General features: G+C 35.1%; 16 protein-coding genes and 1 tRNA gene. 11 read left to right on the top strand and 6 right to left on the bottom strand.

What is annotated here, in order from left to right; all coding sequences use genetic code 11:
- Nucleotides 1-149: 149 nt before the first annotated feature.
- Together ACTIEI_RS14020 and ACTIEI_RS14015 are read left to right on the top strand one after the other, a co-directional pair.
- On the top strand, nt 150-1241 hold the full coding sequence (locus ACTIEI_RS14020) for an LptF/LptG family permease (protein WP_439506920.1): 1092 nt from the start codon (nt 150-152) through the stop codon (nt 1239-1241).
- A gap of 97 nt (nt 1242-1338) precedes the next feature.
- Complete coding sequence (locus ACTIEI_RS14015) at nt 1339-2661, top strand: citrate (Si)-synthase, eukaryotic (RefSeq protein WP_439506919.1); 1323 nt, start codon at nt 1339-1341, stop codon at nt 2659-2661.
- An 84-nt stretch (nt 2662-2745) separates the two neighbouring features.
- On the opposite strand, the gene ACTIEI_RS14010 is transcribed toward ACTIEI_RS14015, so the two are convergent.
- Nucleotides 2746-3930 (bottom strand): S41 family peptidase, encoded by a 1185-nt coding sequence (locus ACTIEI_RS14010; RefSeq protein WP_439506918.1) that lies wholly within the window; start codon nt 3928-3930, stop codon nt 2746-2748.
- Between the two features lie 166 nt (nt 3931-4096).
- Between ACTIEI_RS14010 and ACTIEI_RS14005 the strand changes: the two genes are divergently transcribed.
- From ACTIEI_RS14005 to ACTIEI_RS13990, 4 genes are all read left to right on the top strand, one after another.
- Nucleotides 4097-4489 (top strand): hypothetical protein, encoded by a 393-nt coding sequence (locus tag ACTIEI_RS14005; RefSeq protein ID WP_439506917.1) that lies wholly within the window; start codon nt 4097-4099, stop codon nt 4487-4489.
- A 105-nt stretch (nt 4490-4594) separates the two neighbouring features.
- Nucleotides 4595-5680 carry an efflux RND transporter periplasmic adaptor subunit gene (locus ACTIEI_RS14000; protein WP_439506916.1) on the top strand — a complete coding sequence of 362 codons (1086 nt, stop codon included), beginning with the start codon at nt 4595-4597 and terminating at the stop codon, nt 5678-5680.
- Nucleotides 5681-5705: 25 nt separating this feature from the next.
- The gene (locus tag ACTIEI_RS13995) at nt 5706-8939 is read left to right on the top strand and encodes an efflux RND transporter permease subunit (RefSeq protein WP_439506915.1); all 3234 of its coding nucleotides are present in this window, start codon (nt 5706-5708) and stop codon (nt 8937-8939) included.
- On the top strand, nt 8923-10344 hold the full coding sequence (locus ACTIEI_RS13990; RefSeq protein ID WP_439506914.1) for a TolC family protein: 1422 nt from the start codon (nt 8923-8925) through the stop codon (nt 10342-10344). The genes ACTIEI_RS13995 and ACTIEI_RS13990 overlap by 17 nt, the downstream gene beginning before the upstream one ends.
- A gap of 3 nt (nt 10345-10347) precedes the next feature.
- Here the strand turns inward: ACTIEI_RS13990 and ACTIEI_RS13985 are convergent, their stop codons facing one another.
- Complete coding sequence (locus tag ACTIEI_RS13985; RefSeq protein ID WP_439506913.1) at nt 10348-12669, bottom strand: beta-galactosidase; 2322 nt, start codon at nt 12667-12669, stop codon at nt 10348-10350.
- A gap of 129 nt (nt 12670-12798) precedes the next feature.
- Between ACTIEI_RS13985 and ACTIEI_RS13980 the strand changes: the two genes are divergently transcribed.
- The 3 genes from ACTIEI_RS13980 (at nt 12799) to ACTIEI_RS13970 (ending at nt 19147) form a co-directional block, all read left to right on the top strand.
- Nucleotides 12799-15075 (top strand): DUF4838 domain-containing protein, encoded by a 2277-nt coding sequence (locus ACTIEI_RS13980; protein ID WP_439506912.1) that lies wholly within the window; start codon nt 12799-12801, stop codon nt 15073-15075.
- 87 nt (nt 15076-15162) lie between these two features.
- Nucleotides 15163-16989 (top strand): hypothetical protein, encoded by a 1827-nt coding sequence (locus ACTIEI_RS13975; protein ID WP_439506911.1) that lies wholly within the window; start codon nt 15163-15165, stop codon nt 16987-16989.
- A gap of 148 nt (nt 16990-17137) precedes the next feature.
- Entirely contained in the window at nt 17138-19147 is a 2010-nt protein-coding gene (locus ACTIEI_RS13970) for a tetratricopeptide repeat-containing sensor histidine kinase (protein WP_439506910.1), read from the top strand.
- 16 nt (nt 19148-19163) lie between these two features.
- Here the strand turns inward: ACTIEI_RS13970 and ACTIEI_RS13965 are convergent, their stop codons facing one another.
- Together ACTIEI_RS13965 and ACTIEI_RS13960 are read right to left on the bottom strand one after the other, a co-directional pair.
- Complete coding sequence (locus ACTIEI_RS13965; RefSeq protein ID WP_439506909.1) at nt 19164-21536, bottom strand: hypothetical protein; 2373 nt, start codon at nt 21534-21536, stop codon at nt 19164-19166.
- Nucleotides 21537-21775: 239 nt separating this feature from the next.
- Nucleotides 21776-21852, bottom strand: a tRNA-Ala gene (locus tag ACTIEI_RS13960).
- A 115-nt stretch (nt 21853-21967) separates the two neighbouring features.
- On the opposite strand from ACTIEI_RS13960, the gene ACTIEI_RS13955 reads away from it, so the two are divergent.
- Nucleotides 21968-23212 (top strand): PKD domain-containing protein, encoded by a 1245-nt coding sequence (locus ACTIEI_RS13955; protein WP_439506908.1) that lies wholly within the window; start codon nt 21968-21970, stop codon nt 23210-23212.
- Nucleotides 23213-23220: 8 nt separating this feature from the next.
- Complete coding sequence (locus ACTIEI_RS13950; RefSeq protein ID WP_439506907.1) at nt 23221-24459, top strand: PKD domain-containing protein; 1239 nt, start codon at nt 23221-23223, stop codon at nt 24457-24459.
- A 14-nt stretch (nt 24460-24473) separates the two neighbouring features.
- Here the strand turns inward: ACTIEI_RS13950 and ACTIEI_RS13945 are convergent, their stop codons facing one another.
- Together ACTIEI_RS13945 and ACTIEI_RS13940 are read right to left on the bottom strand one after the other, a co-directional pair.
- The gene (locus ACTIEI_RS13945) at nt 24474-25193 is read right to left on the bottom strand and encodes a LytR/AlgR family response regulator transcription factor (protein ID WP_439506906.1); all 720 of its coding nucleotides are present in this window, start codon (nt 25191-25193) and stop codon (nt 24474-24476) included.
- Nucleotides 25190-26242, bottom strand: coding sequence for a sensor histidine kinase (locus tag ACTIEI_RS13940; RefSeq protein WP_439506905.1), 1053 nt, complete (start codon nt 26240-26242; stop codon nt 25190-25192). The genes ACTIEI_RS13945 and ACTIEI_RS13940 overlap by 4 nt, the downstream gene beginning before the upstream one ends.
- Nucleotides 26243-26412 lie beyond the last annotated feature (170 nt).

Genomic DNA, 26412 nt, shown 5'->3' with positions numbered 1-26412 from the left:
GCGCATTTTTTATTTATTCACTTTCATAATAAAATGGGCAATCTTTGAAATTAGGTAACTATTTTAGTAGTGCTTACTAATCCGTTACCTCTGAAGCCCTAAAATTGATACATCCATTTTCATGGATGTATTTTTCTATCTTTGATACAATGAAGAAGCTTGATTGGTACATACTCAAAAAATTCCTCACTACTTTCTTCTTTGCTATTTTTCTTTTTGCAGTAATTGCTGTTGTGGTGGATGTGAGTGAAAAGACCGATGATTTTGTTCGATCTCAGTTGGGTTTTAGGCGGATTATAACCGACTATTACGCTGGCTTCATCCCGCATATTATTGCCCTCTTATTTCCATTATTTGTTTTTATTGCAGTGATTTTTTTTACTTCAAAAATGGCTGGGAACAGCGAAATTATTGCTATACTGGCCAGTGGTACTGGGTATTCAAGGTGGTTGAGACCTTATTGGATAGGAGGGATTCTAATGGCTACTTTATTATGGTTTGCTAATCAGTATATCGTACCAAAGGCGAATGTTTTGCGTGGAAATTTTGAGGCAAAATATATTGATGCAAACTCAAGCTATAATGCACTATTAGGTCAGTCGAATCATATTTACTTACGCATTGATTCTTTTACATATGCGGGTATACATTATTATGATACCCTAATAAAAAGAGGAGGTCCTGTTTTTTTATATACTGTCAAGGATAATATTGTTACAGAAAATTTAAGAGCTGAATCAATCATTTGGGATACTGCTAGCAAAAAATGGAAATTAGATGTTTTGTTAGATCGTAAGTTAAAACCCATGCAAGAAGTGGTTTTGCAAGAAGCTACTCGATTAATGAATTTCAATTTTAAACCATCCGACTTAACCCGTGATAAATATACGAAGGATAAGTTAACAACACCTGAATTAACCCGATTTATTGCCTTAGAAGAGTTAAGGGGGTCGGAAGGGTTGAATAGCTTAAAAGTAGAACGTTATAGACGTGATGCTACCTGTGTAACAGTTATTTTATTGACTTTAATTGGTGCCATTATTGCCGGACGTAAAGTAAGGGGTGGTAGTGGTGTGCACTTAGCAGTTGGCTTTGTTACAGCAGCATTGTTTATTATTACCGATCGATTCTCTACCATATTTTCTACCAAAGGAAATTTGCCCCCGTTAATGGCAGCATGGATTCCGAATATGATATTCCTAATAGTTGTAGTATATCTGTATCGCACAGCCCCCAAATAATTATTTGTGAAAATTTGCAACAAGACTGGCATTGATTTTGTTGTACTTACAACTTCAATTACCTTTGAAGCATTAGATAATATAACAAAAGATTGCCATGGGAATTATCAAAGACAGGTTCAAAGCAAAAGCTGATATAGCTAGTGCAGAAATTAAATCAATCATAAAAGATCACGGAAACAAAAAAGTTGGAGAAGTAACCCTTGCGCAAATCTATCAGGGAATGCGTGGAATAACTGGGTTAGTAACTGAAACCAGCTTACTCGATGCTCAAGAAGGCATCCGATTCAGAGGGTATTCAATCCCTGAATTACAGGATAAATTGCCTAAAGCACCTAATGGTGGAGAACCATTGCCAGAAGGTTTGTTCTACTTAATGTTGATGAATGAATTACCAACAGAGGAACAAGCTAATCATATTACCAGTGTTTGGCAACGAAGAAGCCATGTTCCTAACCATGTGTTTGCTACCATTGATGCATTACCATTGAGTACGCACCCTATGACAATGTTTGTTGTAGGTGTTATGGCATTACAAACCGAGAGTAATTTTGCTAAGCAATACGCTAACGGCATGAATAAGAAGGATTATTGGGATGCTACTTACGATGATGCGATGGATTTGATTGCTCGTTTGCCAAGGATTGCAGCTTACATTTATAGAAGAAAATATCGCAACAACGAACATATACAGCCTAATGGTTTATTAGATTGGGCAGGAAATTTTGCCCATATGATGGGATACGACGATGAAAGCTTTAAAGAGTTGATGCGTTTGTATATGACCATCCATGCAGATCACGAAGGTGGAAACGTATCTGCTCATACTACGCATTTAGTAGGTTCGGCTTTAAGCGATCCATTCTTAAGTTATGCTGCAGGAATGAATGGATTAGCGGGTCCTTTGCATGGATTGGCTAATCAAGAAGTAATTAAGTGGATATTTGAAATGCAAGAGCAATTAGGTACCGATAGTCCTAGTAAGGAACAAATTGCCCAATATGTGCAAGACACATTGAATGCTGGTAAAGTTGTACCTGGATACGGCCATGCAGTATTGCGCAAAACTGATCCACGCTTTTCCGCACAAATGGAATTTGGTAAGAAGCATATGCCAGATGATAAATTGGTAAACACTGTTTGGAATATTTATGAAACCGTTCCGCCAATTTTACAATCATTGGGTAAAATTAAAAATCCATGGCCAAATGTAGACGCGCATAGCGGAGCATTGTTGGTACACTATGGTTTTGTAGAATATGAATTCTATACCGTTTTATTTGCCGTAAGTCGTGCATTGGGTGTAATGGCCAGCTTATGTTGGGATAGAGCACTAGGCTCACCATTAGAGCGTCCTAAGTCAGTAACAACTGAGTCTGTGAAGCTTTGGTTAGAAGGGAAAGAGCAAATTTGGGAGTAATTTTCTCCTGATTGAATATACAGCCCGGCTATGAAAATGGTCGGGCTTTTTTGTGAAATTAGTTTTTATCCCTTCCTGTTGAATTCACTTTATTTGTAAGATTTTATTCCAAGTGTGTTCTATGTTTTTCGTGGGTATAGTTGGGATAAATTTTTCTCTGGGTATGCCATTGATATGATAAAGTCTTTCTGTGGGAATTTGAAACCCAATATTGGTTTCGGTCATTGTGAATCCTTGTACTGCGCCTAACAGTTTGGCCATAGACGTGCCTACAATTTTAGCCCTTTTTAGTCCATCAAATCCTATAGCCATTCCTTCTCCCATGCTGCCTGTCCAATGACCAACCATGATATATACATTGCCTTTATATTGGGTTTTGCGAGGCGTCACATATTCAACCCATTGTCTTTTTGTTTGAAATACAGTTTCATCAAATTCATGTTGTTGATAGGGCAGTGCTTTATGAATGAACCTACCCATGATACTTCTTGCAACGGTTGTATTACCTCCACCAGGTGTTTCAGTTAAATCAATGATAATATTCTTGTATAATAGGAAGCTATCTAGTGCTTGATCAAATAAATTAATCAAGTTGAAGTTGCCTAATGCATCGTTGATTTTAATGTAAGCAGTTGTTTGATTCAGTTGTTTTGTTTCTAAAAGGGATGATTTTGAGCTTAATTTAATGCTGTCTGCGTTTAAAGTAATTGTTGTTCCATTTCTGTTTATGGTTAATATCCGATTGGTGTTATGCGTGCCTGCAAAGAGCATATTAATAGCATATTTATACATATCATTGGTATGGGTATTGGTATATTTGGGCAAGAACTGTTGTAATTGGCTATCGATGGCATTGCCTTGAAAAAGGAGTATTTCATCTCCAATTTTAAGTCCTGACTTTTCAGCTTTATACCCTTTTCTTAAATCGGTAATTACGAATTGACGATTAATCTTTTCAACATAAATGTCTTGACCGCTTGGAATAATTCTGTTTGAGGTAGAGAGGTTTGTATAAAGTGAAATATGGCCATTATAGCATTCGTTAATGACCCCTTCCATGAATTTAATGAATGCTTGTTGACTGGATACTTTTTTCACAAGTGGTGAATAGATCTCTTTTACTTTGAGCCAATTTATTTTTTGTTGGTCTAGATATGCATAGTTATCATTCACGTCATTCCAAAACGCTAGAAAGTCTTTTTCGTATTTGGTTTGTGCGGTTACAAATGAACAAACAAAAATGAATAAACCAGTGATGATGTATTTCATTGCTTTTGAATTTTGTATTGGTATCTCATAAAAAAGTGAATATAACTTTTTTATTATTTGAACTATTTAATGATTTTTTCACTTTTTGCCAGTCAAATTATAACTACTTTTACCTTATCAAATGGTATCATTGATTCAAAAATCTAAGTATAATAGCTCTTACAACATGGTCAAATCTATGTTTGGTTTCATGGCATGGATGGTATGGGTACTTATTTTTTTTGCAGGTACTGTTAAAGGAAATGTTCCTTACGAATCATTAATCAAAGCAACTAAAGTAACAGTTGCAACCTCAAGTAATAAAGCCAATTTACCATTTAACGATTCTGGTCCACTACAATTGCCAGAAGACTCTGAAGTATTGAGTACTTCCATGGATGATGAATTGGATGAAGCTAAGAAATTGGCATTAGCTATTTTTTCTCTGCAGTTGTTTGGGTTTAAACAAACAATAGAAACACAATCCGTTCAGTCCTTTCAGTACGAGCAAGCAATACAGCAAATAATTGCAATCCCACTATTTGTTCTCCATCATTCTTGGAAAAGTAACCTCGCTTAATTTTTTGATTTGATCAGTATTTAATGCAACTGATGCATCCACATCTCTATTGTGTGATGCCTCACTTGACATAGTCATTTTACATTTCTTAGTCAATCGAAAAATATGAAACAGGTTTTTATTTCTATAATAACAGCAATCATTTTATTTACTACTGGTTGCAAAGAGCATAAAGAAGAAAAAAAAGAAGAAATACAATTTATAGTGACGAGTCCAATTGAAGTTGATACTACTATTAATAAGGAATATGTATGCCAATTACAGTCTGTACAACACATAGAAATTAGGGCACTTGAAAAAGGATATCTGCAAAATATTTATGTTAACGAAGGACAGTTTGTTAAAAAAGGGCAGATAATGTTCCAAATTATGCCGTTGATTTATCAAGCTGAAACACAGAAGTCTGAAGCAGAGGTGAATTTTGCAAAAATTGAATATCAAAATACGAAGCAATTAGCAGACAGCAATATCGTTTCAAAAAATGAACTTGCACTTGCAAAAGCTAAGCTGGATAAGGCTAAGGCAGAATTGTCGCTATCGAAGGCCCATCTTTCTTTCACAGAGATTCGCGCACCTTTTAATGGAATTATTGATCGTTTTAACGTGAGACTTGGGAGTCTTTTAGATGAAGGGGAGTTGCTAACTACCTTAGCAGACAATAGTAAAATGTGGGGGTACTTTAATGTGCCTGAAGCAGAATACTTAGATTATATTTCATTGGAGAAAAAAGCAGGTAATGCCATTGTAAACTTAGAAATGGCAAATCATAAATTATTTGACCAGAAAGGAGTAGTAGAAACTATTGAGGCAGACTTTAATAATGAAACAGGGAATATCGCATTTAGAGCTACTTTCTTTAATCCAAAGCGTATACTTCGTCATGGAGAAACGGGTAAAATACTGATGCCTATTATTCTAAACAAAGCCATTTTAATTCCACAAAGAGCCACATTTGATGTGCTAGATAAAAAATTTGTTTACATAGTTGATGCCAACAATACATTAAAAGCAAAGCAGATTACTGTTTCACAAGAAATGCCCCACTTATATGTGGTGTCTTCGGGGCTGAGTGCAAAAGACAAAATTCTTGCAGAAGGATTAGGAAAGGTGAAGAATAACGAGCGAATTAAATATTCATTTGTGCCTTTTGAAAAAGAATTGTCTGATCTAAACAATTTACACGCAGAATAACGCTGGTAATCTAAAATTTTAAAAGATGTTTAATAAGTTTATTAAAAGGCCAGTGCTTGCTATTGCCTTGTCTGTAGTAATAGTATTTATGGGATTATTAGCCATTAAAACATCCCCTGTTGCCCAGTTTCCCGAAATAGCACCACCCCGTGTCAATATTTTTATAGAGTTTCCAGGGTCTAATGCCGATGTATTAGTAAAGTCTACCTTGACCATATTAGAGCGTGCCATTAACGGAGTACAAGGTATGCAATATATGATTTCAGATGCCACAAGTGCAAGTGAAGCAACCATTGAAGTGATTTTTGAACCTGGTACAGATCCTACATTGGCTGCAGTTAGGGTAAAGTCTAGAGTTGATCAAGTGATGACCAATTTGCCTCCACTCGTACAAAGAGAAGGGGTAATTATATCCCCACTACAGCCGAGTATGTTGATGTACCTAAATCTGTTTAGTAAAGACAAAGATGTTGATGAAAAATATTTATTCAACTACGCAAATACGTACATCTTGCCTGAACTTCAACGGATCAATGGAATGGGATTTGCTCAAGCTATTGGTAGTCGTGCTTTTGCTATTCGCGTTTGGTTAGATCCTGAACGAATGAGGGCGTATAATATTTCTGCAGAAGAAGTTTTAAAATCGATTGATGAACAAAGTGTATTAGCAAGACCTGGTAGAGTTGGATTAAGTTCGGGTAAAACAGCTCAGTCGCAAGAATATGTTTTTACTTATAAAGGATGGTACAATAAACCTGAACAATATCAGGATATCATCATAAAAGCCAATTCGAAAGGTGAAATTTTGAAGTTAAAAGACATTGCAGAAGTTGAAGTTGGAAGTGAGTTTGTAGATATTTATTCCAACAAGGATGGACATCCCTCGGCTTCTTTGGTCCTTAAACAAAACCCTGGAAGTAATGCTAATACTGTTATTGCTGAAGTGAAAACAAAATTAGCAGAGCTGAAAAAAGATTTTCCTCCGGGTATTGATTATGAAATTAACTATGATGTATCAAAGTTTGTGGATGCTTCAATTGAAAAAGTATTGCATACATTAATTGAAGCATTTATTCTTGTAGCGATTGTTGTGTTCGTTTTTCTAGGAGATTGGCGCTCTACTTTTATTCCAATTTTAGCAGTACCAGTATCATTAATTGGCGCGTTTGCCTTAATGAAGTTTTTTGGTTTGAGTATTAACCTAATTACCCTGTTTGCATTGGTTTTAGCAATTGGGGTAGTTGTTGATGATGCTATTGTTGTAGTAGAAGCAGTGCATGTTAAAATGGAAGAAGAAAACTTGTCGCCTTTTGCTGCAGTTAAAAAAGTAATTAGGGAAATTAGTGGGGCAATTATCGCTATTACATTGGTAATGACATCTGTATTTGTTCCTGTTGCATTTATGACAGGGCCAGTAGGTGTTTTATACAGGCAATTTTCATTGACTATGGCAAGTGCCATTGTGATTTCTGGATTTGTAGCTTTAACGCTTACACCTGTATTGTGTGCAATACTTTTAAAAAACACACATGGTAAACCCAAAAGTAAATCGCCCATCAATCAATTCATCAATTGGTTTAATAAGACTTTTGAACGCATAACAGGAAAGTATACTAAATTTCTATCACTCATAGTAAATCGAAAATTGATTACTTATGGGATATTATTGATCTTTGCCTTTGGTATATTTAGTGTAAATAAAGTTCTGCCGGCCGGCTTTATTCCAAGTGAAGATCAAGGGCAGATATATGCCATTATTCAAACAAGTCCAGGTACAACACTTGAACGTACTAATGAAATCTCAAGAAAATTACAATTAATTGCAAGCAAAATTGAAGGGGTATCTTCTGTTACTTCTTTGGCTGGTTATGAAATATTGACTGAAGGACGTGGCTCTAACGCAGGTACTTGTTTAATTAACTTAAAAGATTGGTCAGAAAGAAAGCAATCTGTTAAAGAAGTAATTGAAGAATTAGAAATAGAATCAAAAGACTTGCCTGCCAATATTGAATATTTTGAACCACCTGCTGTTCCAGGTTATGGAACATCCGATGGGTTCTCTCTCAGATTGCTTGACAAAGGAAGCGATGTAGATTATCAGGAATTTGATCGAGTGAATGCTGAGTTTTTATATGCGCTTAAAAAAAGAAAAGAACTAGCAGGACTTTTTTCCTTTTATTCTGCCAAGTATCCTCAGTATGAAATTTCAGTAGACAATGCGTTGGCCATGCAAAAAGGCGTCTCTTTGGGTAATGCTATGGAGAATTTAAATGTGATGATTGGAAGTACTTATGAGCAGGGTTTTATTCGATTTAATAATTACTATAAAGTTTATACACAGGCTGGTCCTGAATTCCGAAAACAGCCATCAGATATCCTAAATATGTTTGTTAAAAATGATCGTGGTGAAATGGTACCTTATTCTGCTTTCATGACTATCAAGAAAACACAGGGGCCTAATGAAATAGCACGTTATAATTTGTATATCTCTTCTTTGATTAATGGTACACCTGCAAAAGGCTATTCATCAGGCGATGCCATTGATGCCATTAAGGAAGTAGCTGCGCAAACATTACCTCGTGGTTATGATATAGCATGGGAAGGCTTGTCATATGATGAAGCAAAAAGAGGTAATGAAGCATTGTACCTGTTTTTAATTGTTATCTTTTTTGTTTATTTAATTCTTGCCTCTCAATATGAAAGTTTCTTATTGCCATTTGCAGTGTTGTTGTCACTACCTCCAGGTATTTTTGGCTCGTTTTTTTTATTAAAATTAATGGGGTTATCCAATGATATCTATGCACAAGTAGGGTTAATCATGTTGGTAGGATTGTTGGGGAAGAATGCAGTTTTGATTGTGGAGTTTGCAGTGCAGAAACACAATCGGGGCGCAACAGTTTTAAATGCTGCAATTGAAGGAGCGAAAGCTCGATTTAGGCCTATTCTTATGACATCTTTTGCTTTTATTGCTGGTTTAATACCGCTGGTGATTGCAACAGGTCCTGGTGCAGTGGGAAATCATACCATTGGGTCGTCTGCTTTAGGGGGGATGTTATTTGGAACCATGTTTGGTGTAATCATTGTACCCGGGCTTTACTACATTTTTGGATCACTCGAAGAAGGAAGATATTTAATCCGCGATGAAGATCAGAACCCTCTAAGTGAAGATTTTGTTGAAAGCAACACGCCAATGACCAACAAAATCAAAAAAATATTTTTAAAATTTAGAAACAAGAAAGATAATGAAACAAATAACTAACTATATTTTAATTCTTTGCACTATAGTTTGGCTGCAAGCATGTAAAGTTCCTGCACTTATAAGTAAGGAAGAAAATAAAACGATTCCCTCCACTTTTAATAATATTCAGGATACGATGAATATGGTCAAATTGGAATGGCGAAAATACTTTTCAGACCCTAATCTCATTTCATTAATAGATACTGCACTCCAAAATAATCAGGAGTTAAATATCATGGTTCAAGAAATTGAAATGAGTAAGAATGAAGTTTTGCAAAGAAAAGGTGAGTATAAACCTTTTGTAAATTTAAAAGCAGGGGCAGGACCTGATAGAGCAGCTAAATATACATGGGATGGCTTTTCAGAAGAGGATTTAAAAGCCAATCCTGATAAAGGGCCGAAATATATAGGTGATTTCATGGTCGGAGCTTATTTTTCTTGGGAATTAGATGTTTGGAAAAAATTGCGAAATGCTACTAAGTCTGCTGCTATTAAGTACTCCGCAGCAGTTGAGGGGAAAAACTTCATGGTCACCAATATTATTGCAGAAATAGCAGCGTCATATTATGAGTTGATGGCACTCGATAATCAATTAGATATTATTCAACAGAATATTGAGTTACAGAGTAACGTATTGAAAGTGATAAAGCAACAAAAGGAAGCAGCAAAAGTCACTCAATTAGCCGTAAATCGATTTGAAGCACAACTGCTAAATACACAGAATCTTCGCTATCAGATAAATCAACAAATCACTGAAACAGAAAATAAAATCAGATTCCTAACAGGTAAGTATTCGCCAACCATTACTAGAAACTCTACTTTGTTTAGTCATATTCCGATGGATGAAATGCAAACTGGCATACCTTCTCAATTATTGATCAACAGACCTGATATTCGACAAGCAGAATTAAACATCGCAGCTGCAAAGTTGGATGTGCAGGTTGCTAGAACTAATTTTTATCCGTCATTTAGCATTCAAGCAGGTCTTGGTTTTCAAGCATTTAATCCTTTGTATTTGGTAAGGCCAGCTTCAATATTGTATAATCTTGCTGGTGATATGATGGCTCCATTAATTAATAAGAACGCAATTATTGCAACCTATTATAATGCCAATGCACAACAAATACAAGCAGTTTATATGTATGAACAGACTATTTTAACTGCTTATACAGAAGTGCTGAATCAAATGGCAAAAGCTAATAATTTTAAAGCCAGTTATGAGATGAAATCAAAAGAAGTCGATATTTTATTGCAGTCTGTTGCCATTTCTAATAATTTATTTAATTCTGCTCGAGCAGATTATATGGAAGTATTATTAACTCAAAGAGAAGCTTTGGAATCAAAAATGCAATTGATTGAAATTCGTATGAAACAATTGAGTGCGAGAGTAAATATTTATCGCGCACTTGGTGGAGGGTGGGGGTAATATTTATTGTTTGGATAAATTCCCTTTTTGCAAAAAATACAATTGATAATTTTTGATGCGACCATTCTTGGAATCCTGTCGTGGCAAGTATTTAATGCCTTTGATGGATTTAGTACTGCCCAAATCAATGACTAATCGATGGGGATGTTTGGGTTGTTGATCCTGCCATTGCGAATGCCAAATACTAGTAAACTGAAGATCAAAAATATTTTCTGCTTTACCATCGTCACCACTGGTTTCCTCGCTGTCTGCATAAATGATTTTCCAAGTATTACGTGGGATGTCTTTGCCGTTGGCGTCTATTAATTCTAATTCTGCTATTGTGGTAAATGCATTGCCATCATGCGCATCTAAGGCTTCAATGCAAAAGTATTGCCCATTTTTCACCGAACTAAAATTAGCTGTTTGCCATTTTTCTGAATGGTCAAATGCTCCTTTGTAAATAGGTTCTACACCTTTAAAGTCAATGGCTTTGATTGGTCTGGTTTTAACAGCTGCAGCTTGTTCTGTTAAGCAGTCAAGAATTGGTGCAGTTAACCCTTGTAGTGTTGCATTGTTCAATCCAAAAATATCATAAACCATTATTTCGTTGCGACCTTTTTTCAACCAACTGCCTGGTAAAAACATGGTTTGTGTTGGACCTATATTCCAGTATCGACCCAAACAAATGCCGTTAATCCAAACCAAACCTTTATTCAATCCGCGTACATCAAGGTAGGTATCACTTTGATCTGTGGCCTCAAAAAAACCTTTGTAAAACTTCGGCCCTATTGACTTTGCCGATACTTTTGAAAAATCAACAGATATGGTATTGTCGCCCATTGGAATGGGATAGTTCAGCCAGTTCTTTACAACAGTTTCAATCCCCTTATCATCTACCAATATCACTTTGCCGTTAATGCCTTTTCTGTCGTGCATATTTTGACCGTAGTTAATACGCCCCATCGCTTCTACAACAATCGTAATTGTTTCTGTTTTTTTTCTCGAAGGCAAATGAATGGATAATTTACCTTTTCTTCTATCGCCAATGCCAATCATTTTACCGGCCATATATACTGTTGCATAATCGTGTACTTCAGCAATTAATGTTGCTGATTTGCCAGCTGGTAATTGCGTTTGATAGACCATGGAGCCATATCCTAAATTGAGGTCTTCAAATAGTATGGCTGAGTCTGATTTTACTGGTTTAGGTAAATTGTTGAATAATGATGCTGCATTGGTTAATATGAATGGTTTTATTTTTTGTGTGGGGATTGGTGCTGGTACTTTAGGCAAGGTTTCTCCTTCTTGTAAATACTTGCTGAACAGCTCTCTTATTTTATAAAATTTTTCTGTAGCTTCTCCACTTTCATTAATCGGAGCATCATAATCATAACTGCTTGTTTGAGGTAAGAATGGTGGAGAATTGGCACCACTATATGTGCCAAAAGTGGTACCTCCATGCGCCATATAAATACTAAATGATGCTTTATTTTTTAACATCCATTCAAGTTCTGCTACTACACGATCCGTTGTGCCTGTATGGTGTTTTCTGCCCCAGCTATCAAACCAACCAGGATAGTATTCGCCACACATCAATGGGCCTTTGGGTTGAATTTTTTTAAGGTCTTCAAAAGCCGATTGCGGATTGCTACCAAAATTAACCACAGCAAAAATATCGGGCCTATAATCATTTTTCAATTGACTTGGTCCATCGCAGGTAAAAAGCGGTACAGTAAATCCAGCTTCTTGAATATAATCTCTTAGTTTGCCAATATAGGCTTTGTCATTTCCAAAACTGCCATATTCATTTTCTACTTGTACCATTAGAATTGGACCGCCATGATTAATTTGTAAGGGTGCTAATTGTTTTCCTACGGCCATTAAATATTGCCGGCTTCTTTCCATGAAATAGGGGTGCTGTGTTCTTAGTTGAATGGATTTGTCTTTAAGCAACCACCATGGGAATCCACCAAACTCCCACTCTGCACAGGAGTAGGGACCAGGTCTTAGGATAATGTATAATCCCTCTTCCTGTGCTATTTTGCAAAAACTAACCACATCTGATTGCTCATCCCAGGTAAATTTGCCAGGCTCTTTTTCATGCATATTCCAAAACATATAAGCACATACGGTATTTAATCCCATGGCTTTGGCCATTTGAAGTCTGTGGCGCCAGTACTGTTTGGGAATACGTGCAAAATGCATTTCACCGCAACGAATAACAGTTGGTTTGCCGTTGAGCATGAATGCAGTATCATTAATAGAAAAATTTCCTTTTTGGGCTTTGGAAATCAACGCAAAGCAAATGATTATAAGGGTAAATAAAATAGAACGAAGTCGCATGTAATCTTGTAATATTTCAGCATAAGATATGTTTTTTTTTAAATCTTTGGTTTAATAAATCCTGTTAAATTTGTTTTATAACCAGCTTGGTTTGTTACCATAAAATGCACTCATTCCTTAATTTTTTTCATGTCTATTCAATTGTTCCTTTTTTTATCCATTTTGAATTTACCCCTTCAGCTTTTTGCACAAAAACAACCCACTATTGTTAAAAATGGAGTGCCTCAATTTTCAATTGTATTATCAGTAAAGCCTACTGATGCAGAGGCATATGCTGCTGTATTGTTACAATCAACCTTTAAAAAAATTGCTGGTTGTGAAATGAAAATTTTAAAAACGGATAAGCCAAATGTTCAGCGTGCTATTTATATTAATTCCTCAAGTTTTCCAATCAATCTGAACAAACATTTTACTGCTGAATTTGAAACAAAAAAGTTGCAATTAAAAGAAGATGCTTTTTTAATTTCTTCTCAAGAAGACAATATATTGATTCTATCAGGTGGTAAAAAAGGAGCTATTTATGGTGTTGTACATCTGCTTGAAAAATATTTAGGTTGTAGAATGTATGCGCCTAATGTAGAATTAATACCTAAAAAAACGACTATCACATTGCCAGTTTTATGTGAATTAGATAAGCCAGTGAATACTATTCGCATTGTAAATGGAGATTTAACACAAAAGCATGAAGACTATAGAAACTGGAATAGATTAAACGACCATAATGAAGAATTTGCGAAAGGGTATTATGTGCATACGTTTAATCGTTTGGTGCCTTGGGAAACCTATTTTGAAAAGCACCCCGAATATTTTGCTTTGATGGGTAATAAAAGGATTATTGATCAATTATGCCTCACCAATCCTGATGTATTTGAGTTAACCATTAACAAATTGAAAGAAGAAATGGCAATACAGCCCGACCGAAAGTTATGGTCGGTAAGTCAAGGGGATAATTTTTCTTATTGTCAATGCAATCAATGCGCTAAAATAATTGCAGAAGAGGGGTCGGCTGCTGGCCCAATCGTACATTTTGTAAATAGGGTAGCGGCTCAATTTCCCGAGAAAATGATTTCAACGCTGGCGTATCAATATTCGAGGAAAGCTCCCAAGAAAATTAAACCTGCGGATAATGTACAAATCATGCTTTGTACCATTGAATTGAATAGGAGTAGAGCTATTGAAAACGACAGCCTCAGCGTTTCTTTTTTGAAAGACATTACCGATTGGGGTAAAATCAGTAAAAACATTTACTTATGGGATTACACAGTTAATTTTTCGCATCATATTTCGCCATTCCCCAATCTGCACACACTTCAAAAGAATATTCAATTTTTTACGAAGAACAAAGTGAATGCGCATTTTCAACAAACCAATGCTAGCTTGGGGCATGAGTTTTCTGAATTAAAAACTTATTTGATTGCGCGATTGTTGTGGAACCCATCAATTAATGTAGATTCTGTGATGACTGATTTTTTGAATGGCTATTATGGCCCAGCAGGTGTATATATTCAACAATATATTACTCAGTTGACAAATGAAATTCAAAAAACGGGTGAATGGTTGGATATATACGGCCATCCTGTAGCTCACGCTAAAACATTTTTATCGAATGAAAACATAATTCAATACAACCAATATTTTGATACTGCTGAAAAATCGGTAAAAAAGGATACCCAATTATTACAACGTGTAAAACTTTGTCGGTTACCCATTCAGTATGCAATGATGGAAATCGGTAAAAGCGATATGTTTGGGTCTAGGGGTTTTTATAATGAAAATAAAGAGAAGTTTATTTTAAAACCCGTCATGCAACAAATGATTGAGGATTTTTACACAGTATCAAAGCATAGCGAAGTCAAGAATGTGAATGAAGCTGGTCTTTCACCTTTGGAGTATTATCAAGCAACTAAACGATTTATTGATGTTCAGGTGGAAGGCAATTATGCATTCCGTAAAAGAGCAAATGCAACACCAATGCCTTCGATAAAATATAGTCAAGCTGATTTATCTGTTTTGACCAATGGCGTGCAAGGGGCAAATGATTTTAAAGCTCATTGGCTTGGTTGGGAAGCGCAAGATTTTGAACTTGTATTAGACCTTCAAACAGCAAAGCCCTATCAATCCATTCAAGTATCAAGTTTGTATGACCCTAAAAGTTGGATCATGCATCCCAAATCAGTCACCTGTTTAGTATCAGAAGATGGTATATCATATCGGTTGATTGAAACCCAAACCATTGATGGGGAGCAACGTAAAGAAAATTTAACGCATCATTTTTTGTTCGATAAATCCCTAGGTAGTTTTCGTTATGTAAAACTTGATATAAAAGGAACTCAAAAATTATTTAATTGGCATCCATCAGCAGGTGGTGGTTCTTGGGTGTTTATTGATGAGATTGTGGTTCGCTAGTGGGTTATATTTAATAAAATACTACAAATGCGTTATTGTGGCACTTAGCTTAAAATGGTTGTTTTGTTTTATAAAATGAAACATACCATGAAAAGATTTATTAGTGCTCTAGGCTTAAATTTTCGCTGGTTGCCTACTATAAAGCAACAAAAAGCGAAATATGCTTATGCTAAGTTATTTTTTAGCTTGTCCTTTGTTATAACTACAGTAGGAGTATTTGCACAAAATACAATTAAGCAAAAGTATCAATATACCATTAAAGGGAATATTGAAATGATCGAAAAAGCGCCAGGTGGTTATTTGTTAGTAGGTTCTTCTGATGGGTTAAGTGGTATTGAGGCACAAACCAGCAATGTAAAATATACTTACACTAAAATGGGTAAGATCAAACCTGAAGAAATACAATTAATTCCAAATACACCCTATTTAGCTTTATCGCGTGGTTACAGTAAAGTAATCATTGATTATACTAATGGTAACGAAGTTTTTACTCAAGCAAATAATGGATGGGGAGCTATAATGAGCGTATACCCAGATTTAGAGAACAATACCATGACCATCATGGGTACAAGAATGACCGGGGGTTATGCATTAGGAGTTTATGATTTGGTGAATTTTGCTCAAAAGGGCATCGTAGACTTCACTGATAAAAAGCTAATGGGAGCTTATATTAATGCTTTAAACTTCTTTGAGTCTGATGGTAAGATCTTTGTGAGAACTGAAAAAGGGATTGTTTGTATTGATAAAGTCTCTTTAACCATTAATTGGGTTTACAGCGATTTGGAGCGAACTTCAAGCATAATTAAAGTGGTGGCAGATGTCAAAAAGGGGGAGTATTATATAGGCGAGAGCAATGGGAAGGATCATTATCTTCATAAATTAGATGCTAATGGTGCTTTAACCACTAAAAAGCCAATGAAGTTGGAAGGGATGCCCCAAAGGTTTGAGTTAATTGATAATTATTTATTTACGCATACTGCTGATTTAAAAACAACTTATTTCCAACTGTACAACCGAGCAAATGCCGAAAAAGTATGGAAAGATGCATATGAAGTGGGAGGTAGTATTCACCAAGCCTCAATAACGCCTTATGGTATTATCTATGCGGCCCATAAGGGGGAAATAAATACCATTGATATAGCAACTGGTAACCCTGCAGTAAAAAAAGATATCAAAACAGGCCCTACTTTTAAAGTTTTTGAAATATTACCGAATAATCAAGCATTTTACTTAACAACCAAAGATATGGGTGTAGTAAACTTGAAAACAGGGGAACCAATCAAAGAAGCTACTAAATTCAAAAAAGTAACCAATATGATTACTATGTACGATGAAAAGAATAATCGTTTAGTAGTAAGTACTGGTACTGAATTATTCTTCATAAAATCTGATGGGGATATTAAAAAAGTTGCAGATGTAGATTTTAAAGAAAACGAAACTCCTACAAAAATTGAATTACGTGAATCGGGTATTTTGGTTGGATCAGCCCAAAGTAATACGCTGTTTTCATATGATGGGAAAGTGATTTATGAATCTTACTTCAAAGCCCCTGGACAAAGCTTATTAGGAAAAGTGGCAATGGGTGCAATGGCGGTGGCTTTAGCAAGACAAAGTATCGGTGAAAACTATGCAGGTAGAACTAAATCAGCTAACCAAACGGTAGGCGCTGCAAATGGAATGCTAAGTGAAATGAATAAAAAATTCAGGGCAACTTCAGGTACAAAAGATCATATCTATATCTTAACTAAATTAAATGATGGTGTAGGTTTGGTCAAGATGAATAAAAATACTGGTAAAGTTGAAGCAGAAATTATATTAGACGATAAAAAGCCTGAATACGAAGTTGATGAGGACTATGACGTTTTGTACTTCAAAAAAGACAAGAATATTATTGTGGGATATGATTTGAAATAAGTCTTTCATAATATTTTGTACACTAATAATATTGTAATGCTATACTTAGGCTGTCTCTAAAAATGAGGCAGCCTAATTGTATTTAGAATAATCTTTATACATTAAAAATAATTTTATTAAATTACTAATTCCTACTCAATATGCTTGTATGAAATATAAATTGCTTGTAGTATGCTTATTTATTAGTCTTGGATCCTTAGCACAATATTCAATTACAACTGATACTACAAAATTCGTTAATGAGCGGTACAAAGACAGTGGGCAGATAAAAAATCACCTAGATTATGTGTTTGAAAATTTTAGAGGGAAAAATGAAAATCAGAGCTTAGCTACTACCATCTATTTATTAAATAAAGCTGTTAGCATAAAGAATATTGCTTTGGAAGCAAGTGCTTTCAATATAATGGGTTCCATATATAACTTGACTGGAAAATTTGATAAAGCTATTGCTAACTACCTAAAAGCAATTCAATTATTTGAAATAACCAATAATATGCTATCCTTGGCTACAATGTATAATAACATTGGTATGATTTATAATAATACACAACAGTTTAAACTGGCAATGGAGTATTTTAATAAAGGATTAGTTATCTCTAGTAAAAATCATTTTGAAAAAACTAAAGCATTAATAAATATCAATCTCACCAATCTTTATATTCAAAATAATGCTTTAGATAAAGCCCTAATGCATGCATTAATAGCCGATTCACTAACTAAAAAGTTGAAGATGTCTGTTGAAGAGGCTGTAAATGCTAACTTAATTGGAGCCATATATTTTTATAAAAATAATTTTATTGAAGCAATTAAATATTATGAAATTTCAAAATCATTGGCTGCTAGGGCAAATGATTTACATTCTGAAAATACTGCAAAACTCAATATTGGAGAAGCACAAATACAACTAAAGAATAATCATGCTGAGAAAAATTTATTAGAATCCTTGCATTACTTTGAAAGTATTTCTGATAATTATAACATTCAATTGGCTGCAAATCTTTTAAAAGAATTCTATCTAAATGGTAAAAACTTTCAAAAGGCATTAGAGTTTAGTAACAAGTCATTTGCTGCAGAGAAAAGAATAATGGACTCTGTTAATTATAAGACGTTTAGTTCACTTCAAACAAAATACGAAACACAACAAAAGGAAAATAAAATAGTATTTCTTTCTCAATCAGATTCTATAAAAAGTTTAAAAATTAGTAATCAACAATTGGCTTTGTCTGGTGCAAAATTACAGTTGGCAGAGGACAGTATTTTACTTTTTGCACAAAATCAAACCATATTAAAAAATCAACTTGATTCAGCACTTAAGTCAGATCAAATTAATTCTCTTAGCAAACAAGCTCTTACAAAGGAACTATTGCTGCAAAAACAATCAACTGCAATCAAACAAAAAAATAATCTGCTAATAATTACAGTAATCAGTGTCTTACTTTTAGTAGTAATTGCTTATGCTTTGTATAAACGCAAACAATTAGAACAAAAAATGTTGCTCACTGCTGAAAGGGTAAAACAACGACAAGCTATTACAGAAGCAGTAATTGAAGCTGAAGAAACAGAACGAAAACGAATTGCCGCAGATTTACATGATGGCGTTGGTCAGCTCTTCAGCGCTGTTAAAATGAATTTGCAAGCACTATTCGAAAGAGTCGAAATTCCTAAACAGGAGGATCATTTTTTAGCTGAAAAAACAATGGCCTTGGTCGATGAAAGCTGTAAAGAAGTAAGGGTAATTAGCCATAAAATGATGCCTAACTTTTTACTGAAGAGCGGTATAGCTAGCGATATTAGAAGTTTTATTGAAAAAATTGATGAACATACCCTAAAAATAAAACTAGAAACAAAAGGGTTTAAAGACCAGTTAGAGTTTAACGAAGAAGTTATTCTTTATCGGGTTATTCAAGAACTCATCAATAATGTTATTAAACACGCAAATGCCAATGAGTTGTATTTATTATTGGAACGTTCTGCATCTTATATCAATGTTGTACTTTCCGATAATGGTATAGGATTTAACTACGAAGATGGAAAAAACAAAGGCGGTTTAGGCTTAAAAAATATTGCAGTTCGAATAAATTATTTAAAGGGACAAATTACATTTAGCGCTAATCAACCCAAAGGTACAAAAGTGCATATTCAAATACCAGTTGCTTAATATTTCAATTTATTTTCTAGTGCTTTATTTTTTCTACGATTCCCTTTAAACGAACAACACCTTTTAATGAAGTATGTTCGCCATTCATTTGCTCGGCAGACACCACTATCTGATGTGGGCCTAGTTTGAGTAGGGGTAATGATTTTCCAATATTTAAATTACGGACAAAAACACTTTTGGCATTGAAGTATTTGATTGTATCGGAGCCATCCCAAAGCAGTGCTTCTCCGGATTGTAATGTTATTGGCAATTTGATTTCAAAAAATCCATCTATTTCAAGAACAGGGTTCACAATATTACCTTCTTTGCCATCTGCATGCAGATACAAATGCATTGGCTGTGTCAACTGCTTATTGTTGAATGTAAATACAGATTGTTGCGGCTCCCCCGGCTGTATGGCTCTTGCTTGATGTTCAAAGCGAAATTTGTCATAATGCTGCAACTGCCAATTACCTGGTGCTGCCAGCGTTAAATGAAAATCGTTTTTGGTATTTTTCAGTAATGCACGTTGTGTTGGATTAAAAATGCCTAACTGTTTTGCTTTTTCCCATCGGGCAATTGTAGCAATGATGCTGTCAATATTCGGATTTGTCTTAAGCGCTTCATGACGCAACACCAGCGCAAAGCCTGCATTGTAACCTGCTGAAACCGACATCATCCATTCCACATCTTCCACTGCAGTGTTAGGGGTCACTAAAAACCATCCCAGCATATTGGGCATGTAGTTGCGTTCAAAAAATGGTTGTAAGCGAAAGCGATGATCGGCTTGACTCTCACGAAAGCTGGCATACCAAGGCTCACCCCAATTGATATAACTGTTGTGATGCCAGTAGTAATGGTTCATAATACTCGACCCATTAAATACCTGATGGTCTACTTTTTTCATGAATTGATCTACCCAATAATTCGTTCCATAATCGCCATAACCAGTATACAGGGCACCTTCATGCCCGTCAAAATCTAAGTGAGACACGCCAGTTTCATTAAAAAAGTTGGCAAGATTTTGAATCATTTTTTCTTGTAATTGCCAATCCGGAAAAAGGGTTTTATATCCATGATCGGCAAGTCTTTTAATTTTAGCACCGCGCGGAAAAGTTTGTGCAACAGTACCAAATGCACCTCGTTGGCAATTGAGCAAACGTGGTACACCTTCTTTACTGATTTCCTGATACCGAATCAATTCTGTACCAATTTGAACACAATTCAAAGTAGATTTAAAATCAAATAAGGCCAAGTCAGCAATGGGAATTTCTTTGGTTTCAGCACTGATGGCTTCACTAATAATGCTGGTATTAGTAGCCAGTAAACCTGATGAAGGCGATGGCGATACAAATGCATCATTGGTTGAAATAAAATTGGTAAGTGTATGCACACCTACTTTAATACCAGCCGCACTGGCTTTCTCCACACTGCGTTTCATGCCAGTACGACCATTTGGAAACTGCGTTTTTTCCAATTCAAAATGTCCCCATGTATTAAACGGCCCTTCATGATAAATAGAGTAAAAGCCCAAGCGACGGGTCAGATCCAACAGCTCATCAAAATTTGCCTCGGAAAAATTGGTAATCAGGTATGGCCTATTGCGTTTTGGCGAAGTACGGATCCACTGGCTATCAATGGTTTGATAGGGTAATTTTTCTTTTTGACTGATGGTGCCGATGGTTTGTAAAGCTTGATTATTCGGCACACCAAAAAGGGCAATTGCGCTACCTTCAATGGTATAGTTGGGAATAGCAGGAACGGTATTGGCTTTCATATGCAACACATCTACCTGACGTGGCAAAGCCGCATTCAAGCAAAATGCATGTAGTGAAGATCCATGTATTTCTGAAGTGGCAGTGGATCCAGTAATGCCCGCAGAGCTTGCTGTAGTGCCGTCTTCGCCTTGTTGTTTACCTCCAATGGTTTTAGCATTCAAGGCCTGAATGCCAATGGCAAAATTGGCATTGCGCACCACCCCAACCACTTCTCCGATTGTGTCGCGAATGGAACTGTTCAACGGCCCCCAAAGCAGTGTACTGATTTGTCGGGTATCAGAGCAACGCAGGAGTTGAAAACTCAAATAGGCTGGTTGTACATTCACGCGCAGTTCTAGCTTAAGCCCATTTGCAAAACTGAGCAAAATTTGGTCGCCTTTTCTTTGCATCCGCTGCGGGCTCAGTTCTTGCTTGTTGGTCAATTTTAGGCGGATCAAATACCCCGCATGACCATCAGGCACGTAGTTAATGCCGCTGCTTCGATCTATCAGGGCTTTTACTCGCCCCGTTTCATCTAACTCAAAACGAAGGGTAGCTGTTTCAAAGCTTGTTTGTGCCTGCGCGTTTATAACAAGCATAAAGAAAAGGGATAAACACAATATTTTAGGGATATAAAAAGATAGATTTTTCAAAATGAGTTGTTTTCAAAATGAGTATTGCGGAAAAATCGTGCGAACGATTAAATATAATACCATCTGTGAATATATTTTCTGCTTTTGATTTTTTTGATACCCATTTGATACCCATTGTAAGGTTAAAAGCCAAATTCATTACAAAAAGTGAATACCAATCATTGGGTATTTTTATTTTTTAACAAAATCAATTATGAGTGACTTAAATGCATAAAAAAGCCCCTTTCAAAGGGGCATTGTGGTGGAGAGTATCGGGGTCGAACCGACGACCTCTTGCATGCCATGCAAGCGCTCTAGCCAACTGAGCTAACCCCCCAAGGAGTGCAAATGTAAGTTTGGCAGGTATATTGGCAAAATATAGTTTTTTGCTTATATTACAATAAAATAGCCTATTTATCGGCGTTCTCGAAAGAATAGTTTAATTTTAGTGTATGAAAACCAAGCACATTTTCGTGTCTCTTTGCGTTTTCACGTTTATCGTGATTTCAGGATGTAAAAAAGAGGCAGACAAACCGGCCAATTTAACGCAAACTACTGAAGACAATAGTCCACCCATTGGTGGAGCCACCGCAGTGTTTAAAGACACTGTTTCTGTAAAAGATGGTCAAGTAACTATTACTTATGCTAAGTCCGATGCTTGTTTTCCTAGCAATGAAATTTTTTCTTTTACAGCATCTGCTGCTGGTTTGCCTGCAGGAGCGAAGTTTGTATGGGAGTTTGGGGACGGGAAATCGCTTACAGGAACTACTGTAAGAAATATGTACAGAAATCCGGCAACTTATACCATCATACTTCAAATCAAAACTGCAGCTGATGCATTAATACATAAAGCTTCTGTTTCAGTAAAAGCGCTCGGACAACAAGTTACTCCAACTGCTATTTTTTCAAGTGCACTTCCTGATATCAATTTTCTAAATAACATGACATTTACCAGTAGGTCAACTGTGCCTACAGGAACCATTGTAGATCATTTTTGGGATTGGGCAGACGGTACAACAAGCAATAGTTCTAATTCTTTCATGCCAAAAAATTTCCCTAAAGTTCCAGAAGATAAAACCTACCCTGTAAGATTAGTAGTGTCGGCAAACTCAGGATGTAAGGACACTGCATCAATAAATGTATTTGTTCCCGCATCATACAATATCAGTGGCAACTTTAATATTGAACAATTTGATGCTTGTACAAACGAGTATTTCATTTTCACTCCGAATGCCACTGGTGTTCCAGCAGGTGCTGTTTATTCATGGGATTTTGCAGATGCTACGGGTGTTGTTACTGGTAACCCAGTAAAAAAGCAATTTACGTATCAAAATGATTACGATGTAAAAATGACCATTACCTTAAGAGGTAAAATCATTTATCAAACTCATAGACCTGTTAGGGCATTTGGACAGAATATTAAACCTAAAGCGTTAATGCTTAAGAATGTTGTAAGCTCAACTCCAACAAAAGTAATTTGGGCATTCTATAGTCAATCTAATATTCCACATGGTTATTTAACAGGATACAGATGGGAAATGCCATTTAACAGGGTTGACGACAATTTTAATACTATTGTAGAGCAAGAATATACTAGAGAAGCTACGCCTGTTAATCATACTATTAGATTAATTGTTACTAGCAATACTGGCTGTAAGGATACTACTGTCGCAAATATTACTATCCCGGCTAAATAAGCCCTATTATGATGCGTTTAAAAGTATTTTATATCATAAGCTTTGTGATGCTGTCTCTTTTTTCATGTAAAAAAGAGGAGGTGGTAGACTTGAATAAATTAGTACAAGTAGATTCCGCACAATTAACACAAGGAGCATTAGTTACTGTTTCAAGAGATACAACAACTGTTACTTATGGAAACGTAGAAGCTAAGTTTAGTCAAACTTCAACTTGTTTCCCTTCAAGAGAAGTATTCACATTTACTGCATCTGGTGTTTCATTACCTGCAGGAGGCTATTACAGTTGGAGCTTTGGAGATGGAAGCGAGGCTAATGGTTCAAATGTCACTCATTATTATCAAGCAGCTGGGTCATTTGTAGTTACTTTAATGGTGATGGCAAATGCTAGTAATATGCTTGCTAAAGTTAGTTTTGGGGTAAAAGCATTAGGTCAACAAACTAAGCCAGAAGCCATTTTTTCAACCAAGTTTGATTTTCCTCAGAATTTAAATTATGTGACTTTTAATAGCGCATCTTCGGTTAACCAAGGAGACATTATTCAGTTTAAATATAATTGGGGTGATGGAACAGAATACATTAGTTCTGTAGGCTTAGTACGACATGAGTTTCCTCATAAAATTTTTGACACAACTTACGCAGTCAAATTAACCATCTTGTCCAATTTTGGTTGCACGGATGATACAACAGTTCAGGTTACTATTCCTGGCAGATATAATATCAGAGGGAAATTTAGAACAGAAACAATTGATGCATGCACCAATGAAAGAATATTGTTTACAGCTGAAGCAGAGAATGTTCCTACTGGTGCTATTTATGAGTGGGATTTTTCTGATGGAACGGGAACTAGAACTGGAAATCCAATTATGTATAAGTACAAGTTTCCTAATGACTATGACGTTATTATGAGTGTTAAATTGAATGGTAGAGAAATTTATCGAACCAATAAATTGGTAAATGCAAAAGGAGAAAATCCTAAACCTACTGCTAAATTTGAAGAAACTCTAGTTTGGGATTATCCAACCACTCAGCGCTGGTCTTTTAATAGTCGTTCAACTATACCAACCAGTACAATTGACTCTTATCAATGGAATTTTGGTAATGGTAATACCAACAATGAATTCTATAGTTTTATTGAAACGGTTTATAACAAAGAAGCTACCAGCAGAACTTATACTGTTCAATTAATTGTAACCGGCAATGGATGTGCCGATACCGCTAGAAAGACTATCACAATTCCACCGAGGTAATATTTTGAATTATTTTAAAACTGTTTAAAATTCAAATCAAGAAATTGGTGTAAGGTGTCCTTATAGGATTCGCTTATGGGAATATTTATTTCGCCAATTTTTACTGAGGACTTTTCTATACTGTCTAAATGGGTTAATGAAATGATAAAAGACTTATGAATTCGGATAAACTGATATGGCATTAGTTGCTCTTCAAAACTTTTTAGATTTTTTAAAACTAAGAATTTAGACTTACCAACATGAATGGTTACATAATTACCTGAACCTTCAATGTAGGAAATGTCCATTATTCGAATTTTTTGTGATTTATTATCAGTTCTTACAAAAATTACATCGTGAATATCTGGAACTAACTTTATATTTTTTGCAGATTCACTTTTTAATAATACCCTTATCTTTTCTATTGATCTATTAAACCTATTTAATGAGAAAGGTTTTAATAAATAATCTGCAACATCAAGTTCAAATCCTTGTAAAGCAAAATCAGGGTAAGCAGTGGTAAAGACAATTTTTAGATCTTGGTTGATTTTTTTGGCAAGTTCAAGTCCATTCATTTTATTCATTTGAATATCTAAAAAGACGCAATTTATTTCTTTGGTTTGTTGAATATATTCAAGTCCTTTTAATGGGTCTACAAATGTTTTATGTAGTTTAAAATCATGGATTGATAAACTATACTCTTGTATAATGCCAAGGGCATTTTCTTCGTCATCTATTGCGATTGCGTGTATCAATTTTTTAAATTAATTTCTAGTTTGGCAAAATAGTATGTGTTTGATAAATTAAAATCTAATTTATGTTTTGCTGGATATAACAATGTAAGTCTTTTTTTAAGATTGGGTATTCCTATTCCACTAGTAGTATTTTTGGATATATTTTTGCCGATTTTATTTTTTACCGAATAGGTCAATTGGTTATCATGGATATTTAAATTGATTTCAATAGGTTCTTCCGACTCTCCTGCATCTCCGTGCTTAAAGGCATTTTCAACAAATGTCAACAATACCATCGGAGGAATTTGAATAGTAGAAAATTCCTCTTTTCCTGAAATTTCCAAAATTATATTGTCGTTAGGAAATCGAAGTCTATGTAATTGTATGAATTTCTCTAAGCATTCATATTCTTTGTCTAATGTTACTAAATTTTCTTTTTCTGATAGTACATATCTGAGTAAATCTGAAAGTTGCAATAAAGCCTCTGCTGTCTTTGTTGATTGAATAAGTGCTAAGTAGTAAATATTATTAATAGTATTAAATAAGAAATGTGGATTAAGTTGGTTTCTTAGTAGTGTTAACTCCGCTTGCGCAATTTCCTTTTCAAGTATTAGTGACTTACGATCTTTATTAATCCAATCTCTTGCAAATGCGTAACCAAGTCCTAGAAGATAATAAGTAAGTGCTGAAATGAAATTTTGATAATAATAATTTTGTACTTGAAGATTATTTGTTTTTTGTCTAACTGTTGGACCTAATAGGTGAAAAATCGGGTTTGATAAAAATAGTCGTGCAATATTAAAAAGCTCTGTAAATACTATTATGGAAAAAATTGATAATAATATAAATTGTATTTTTTGTTTTTTAATCGCATAACGTGGAAAAACTACAAAAGCAGAAATGCAAATTATTGCGCATTGAGTCAAGTGCGAGAATAATCTGTATTTTCCTATATTATCATTAGGCCATATTTTCCCAAGTATACTATAATATAATAGCCAAAAAAGTAAGAAACTAGCACTTACTAAACTAATCTCAGCAACTTTTAAATAGGTATGTTTTTTCATCATTTCTTCCCCTAAAGTAAAGGTTTATCTCAATTTTTAGCAATAAGGTACTATAATAAATTTCATGTATAAATAAGGCTATTTTACCATCAAATTATACGGTTTTACATATTTCAAAATTCTCATGCCTCTAAATTGATTAATATGCTTATTCATAAATCAATAAAAGTAGA

This window comes from Sediminibacterium sp. (assembly GCF_051860225.1).
Taxonomy (GTDB): domain Bacteria; phylum Bacteroidota; class Bacteroidia; order Chitinophagales; family Chitinophagaceae; genus Sediminibacterium.
Note: the sequence above shows the minus strand (reverse complement) of the source record. Positions and strands in the feature narration are given on the sequence as shown.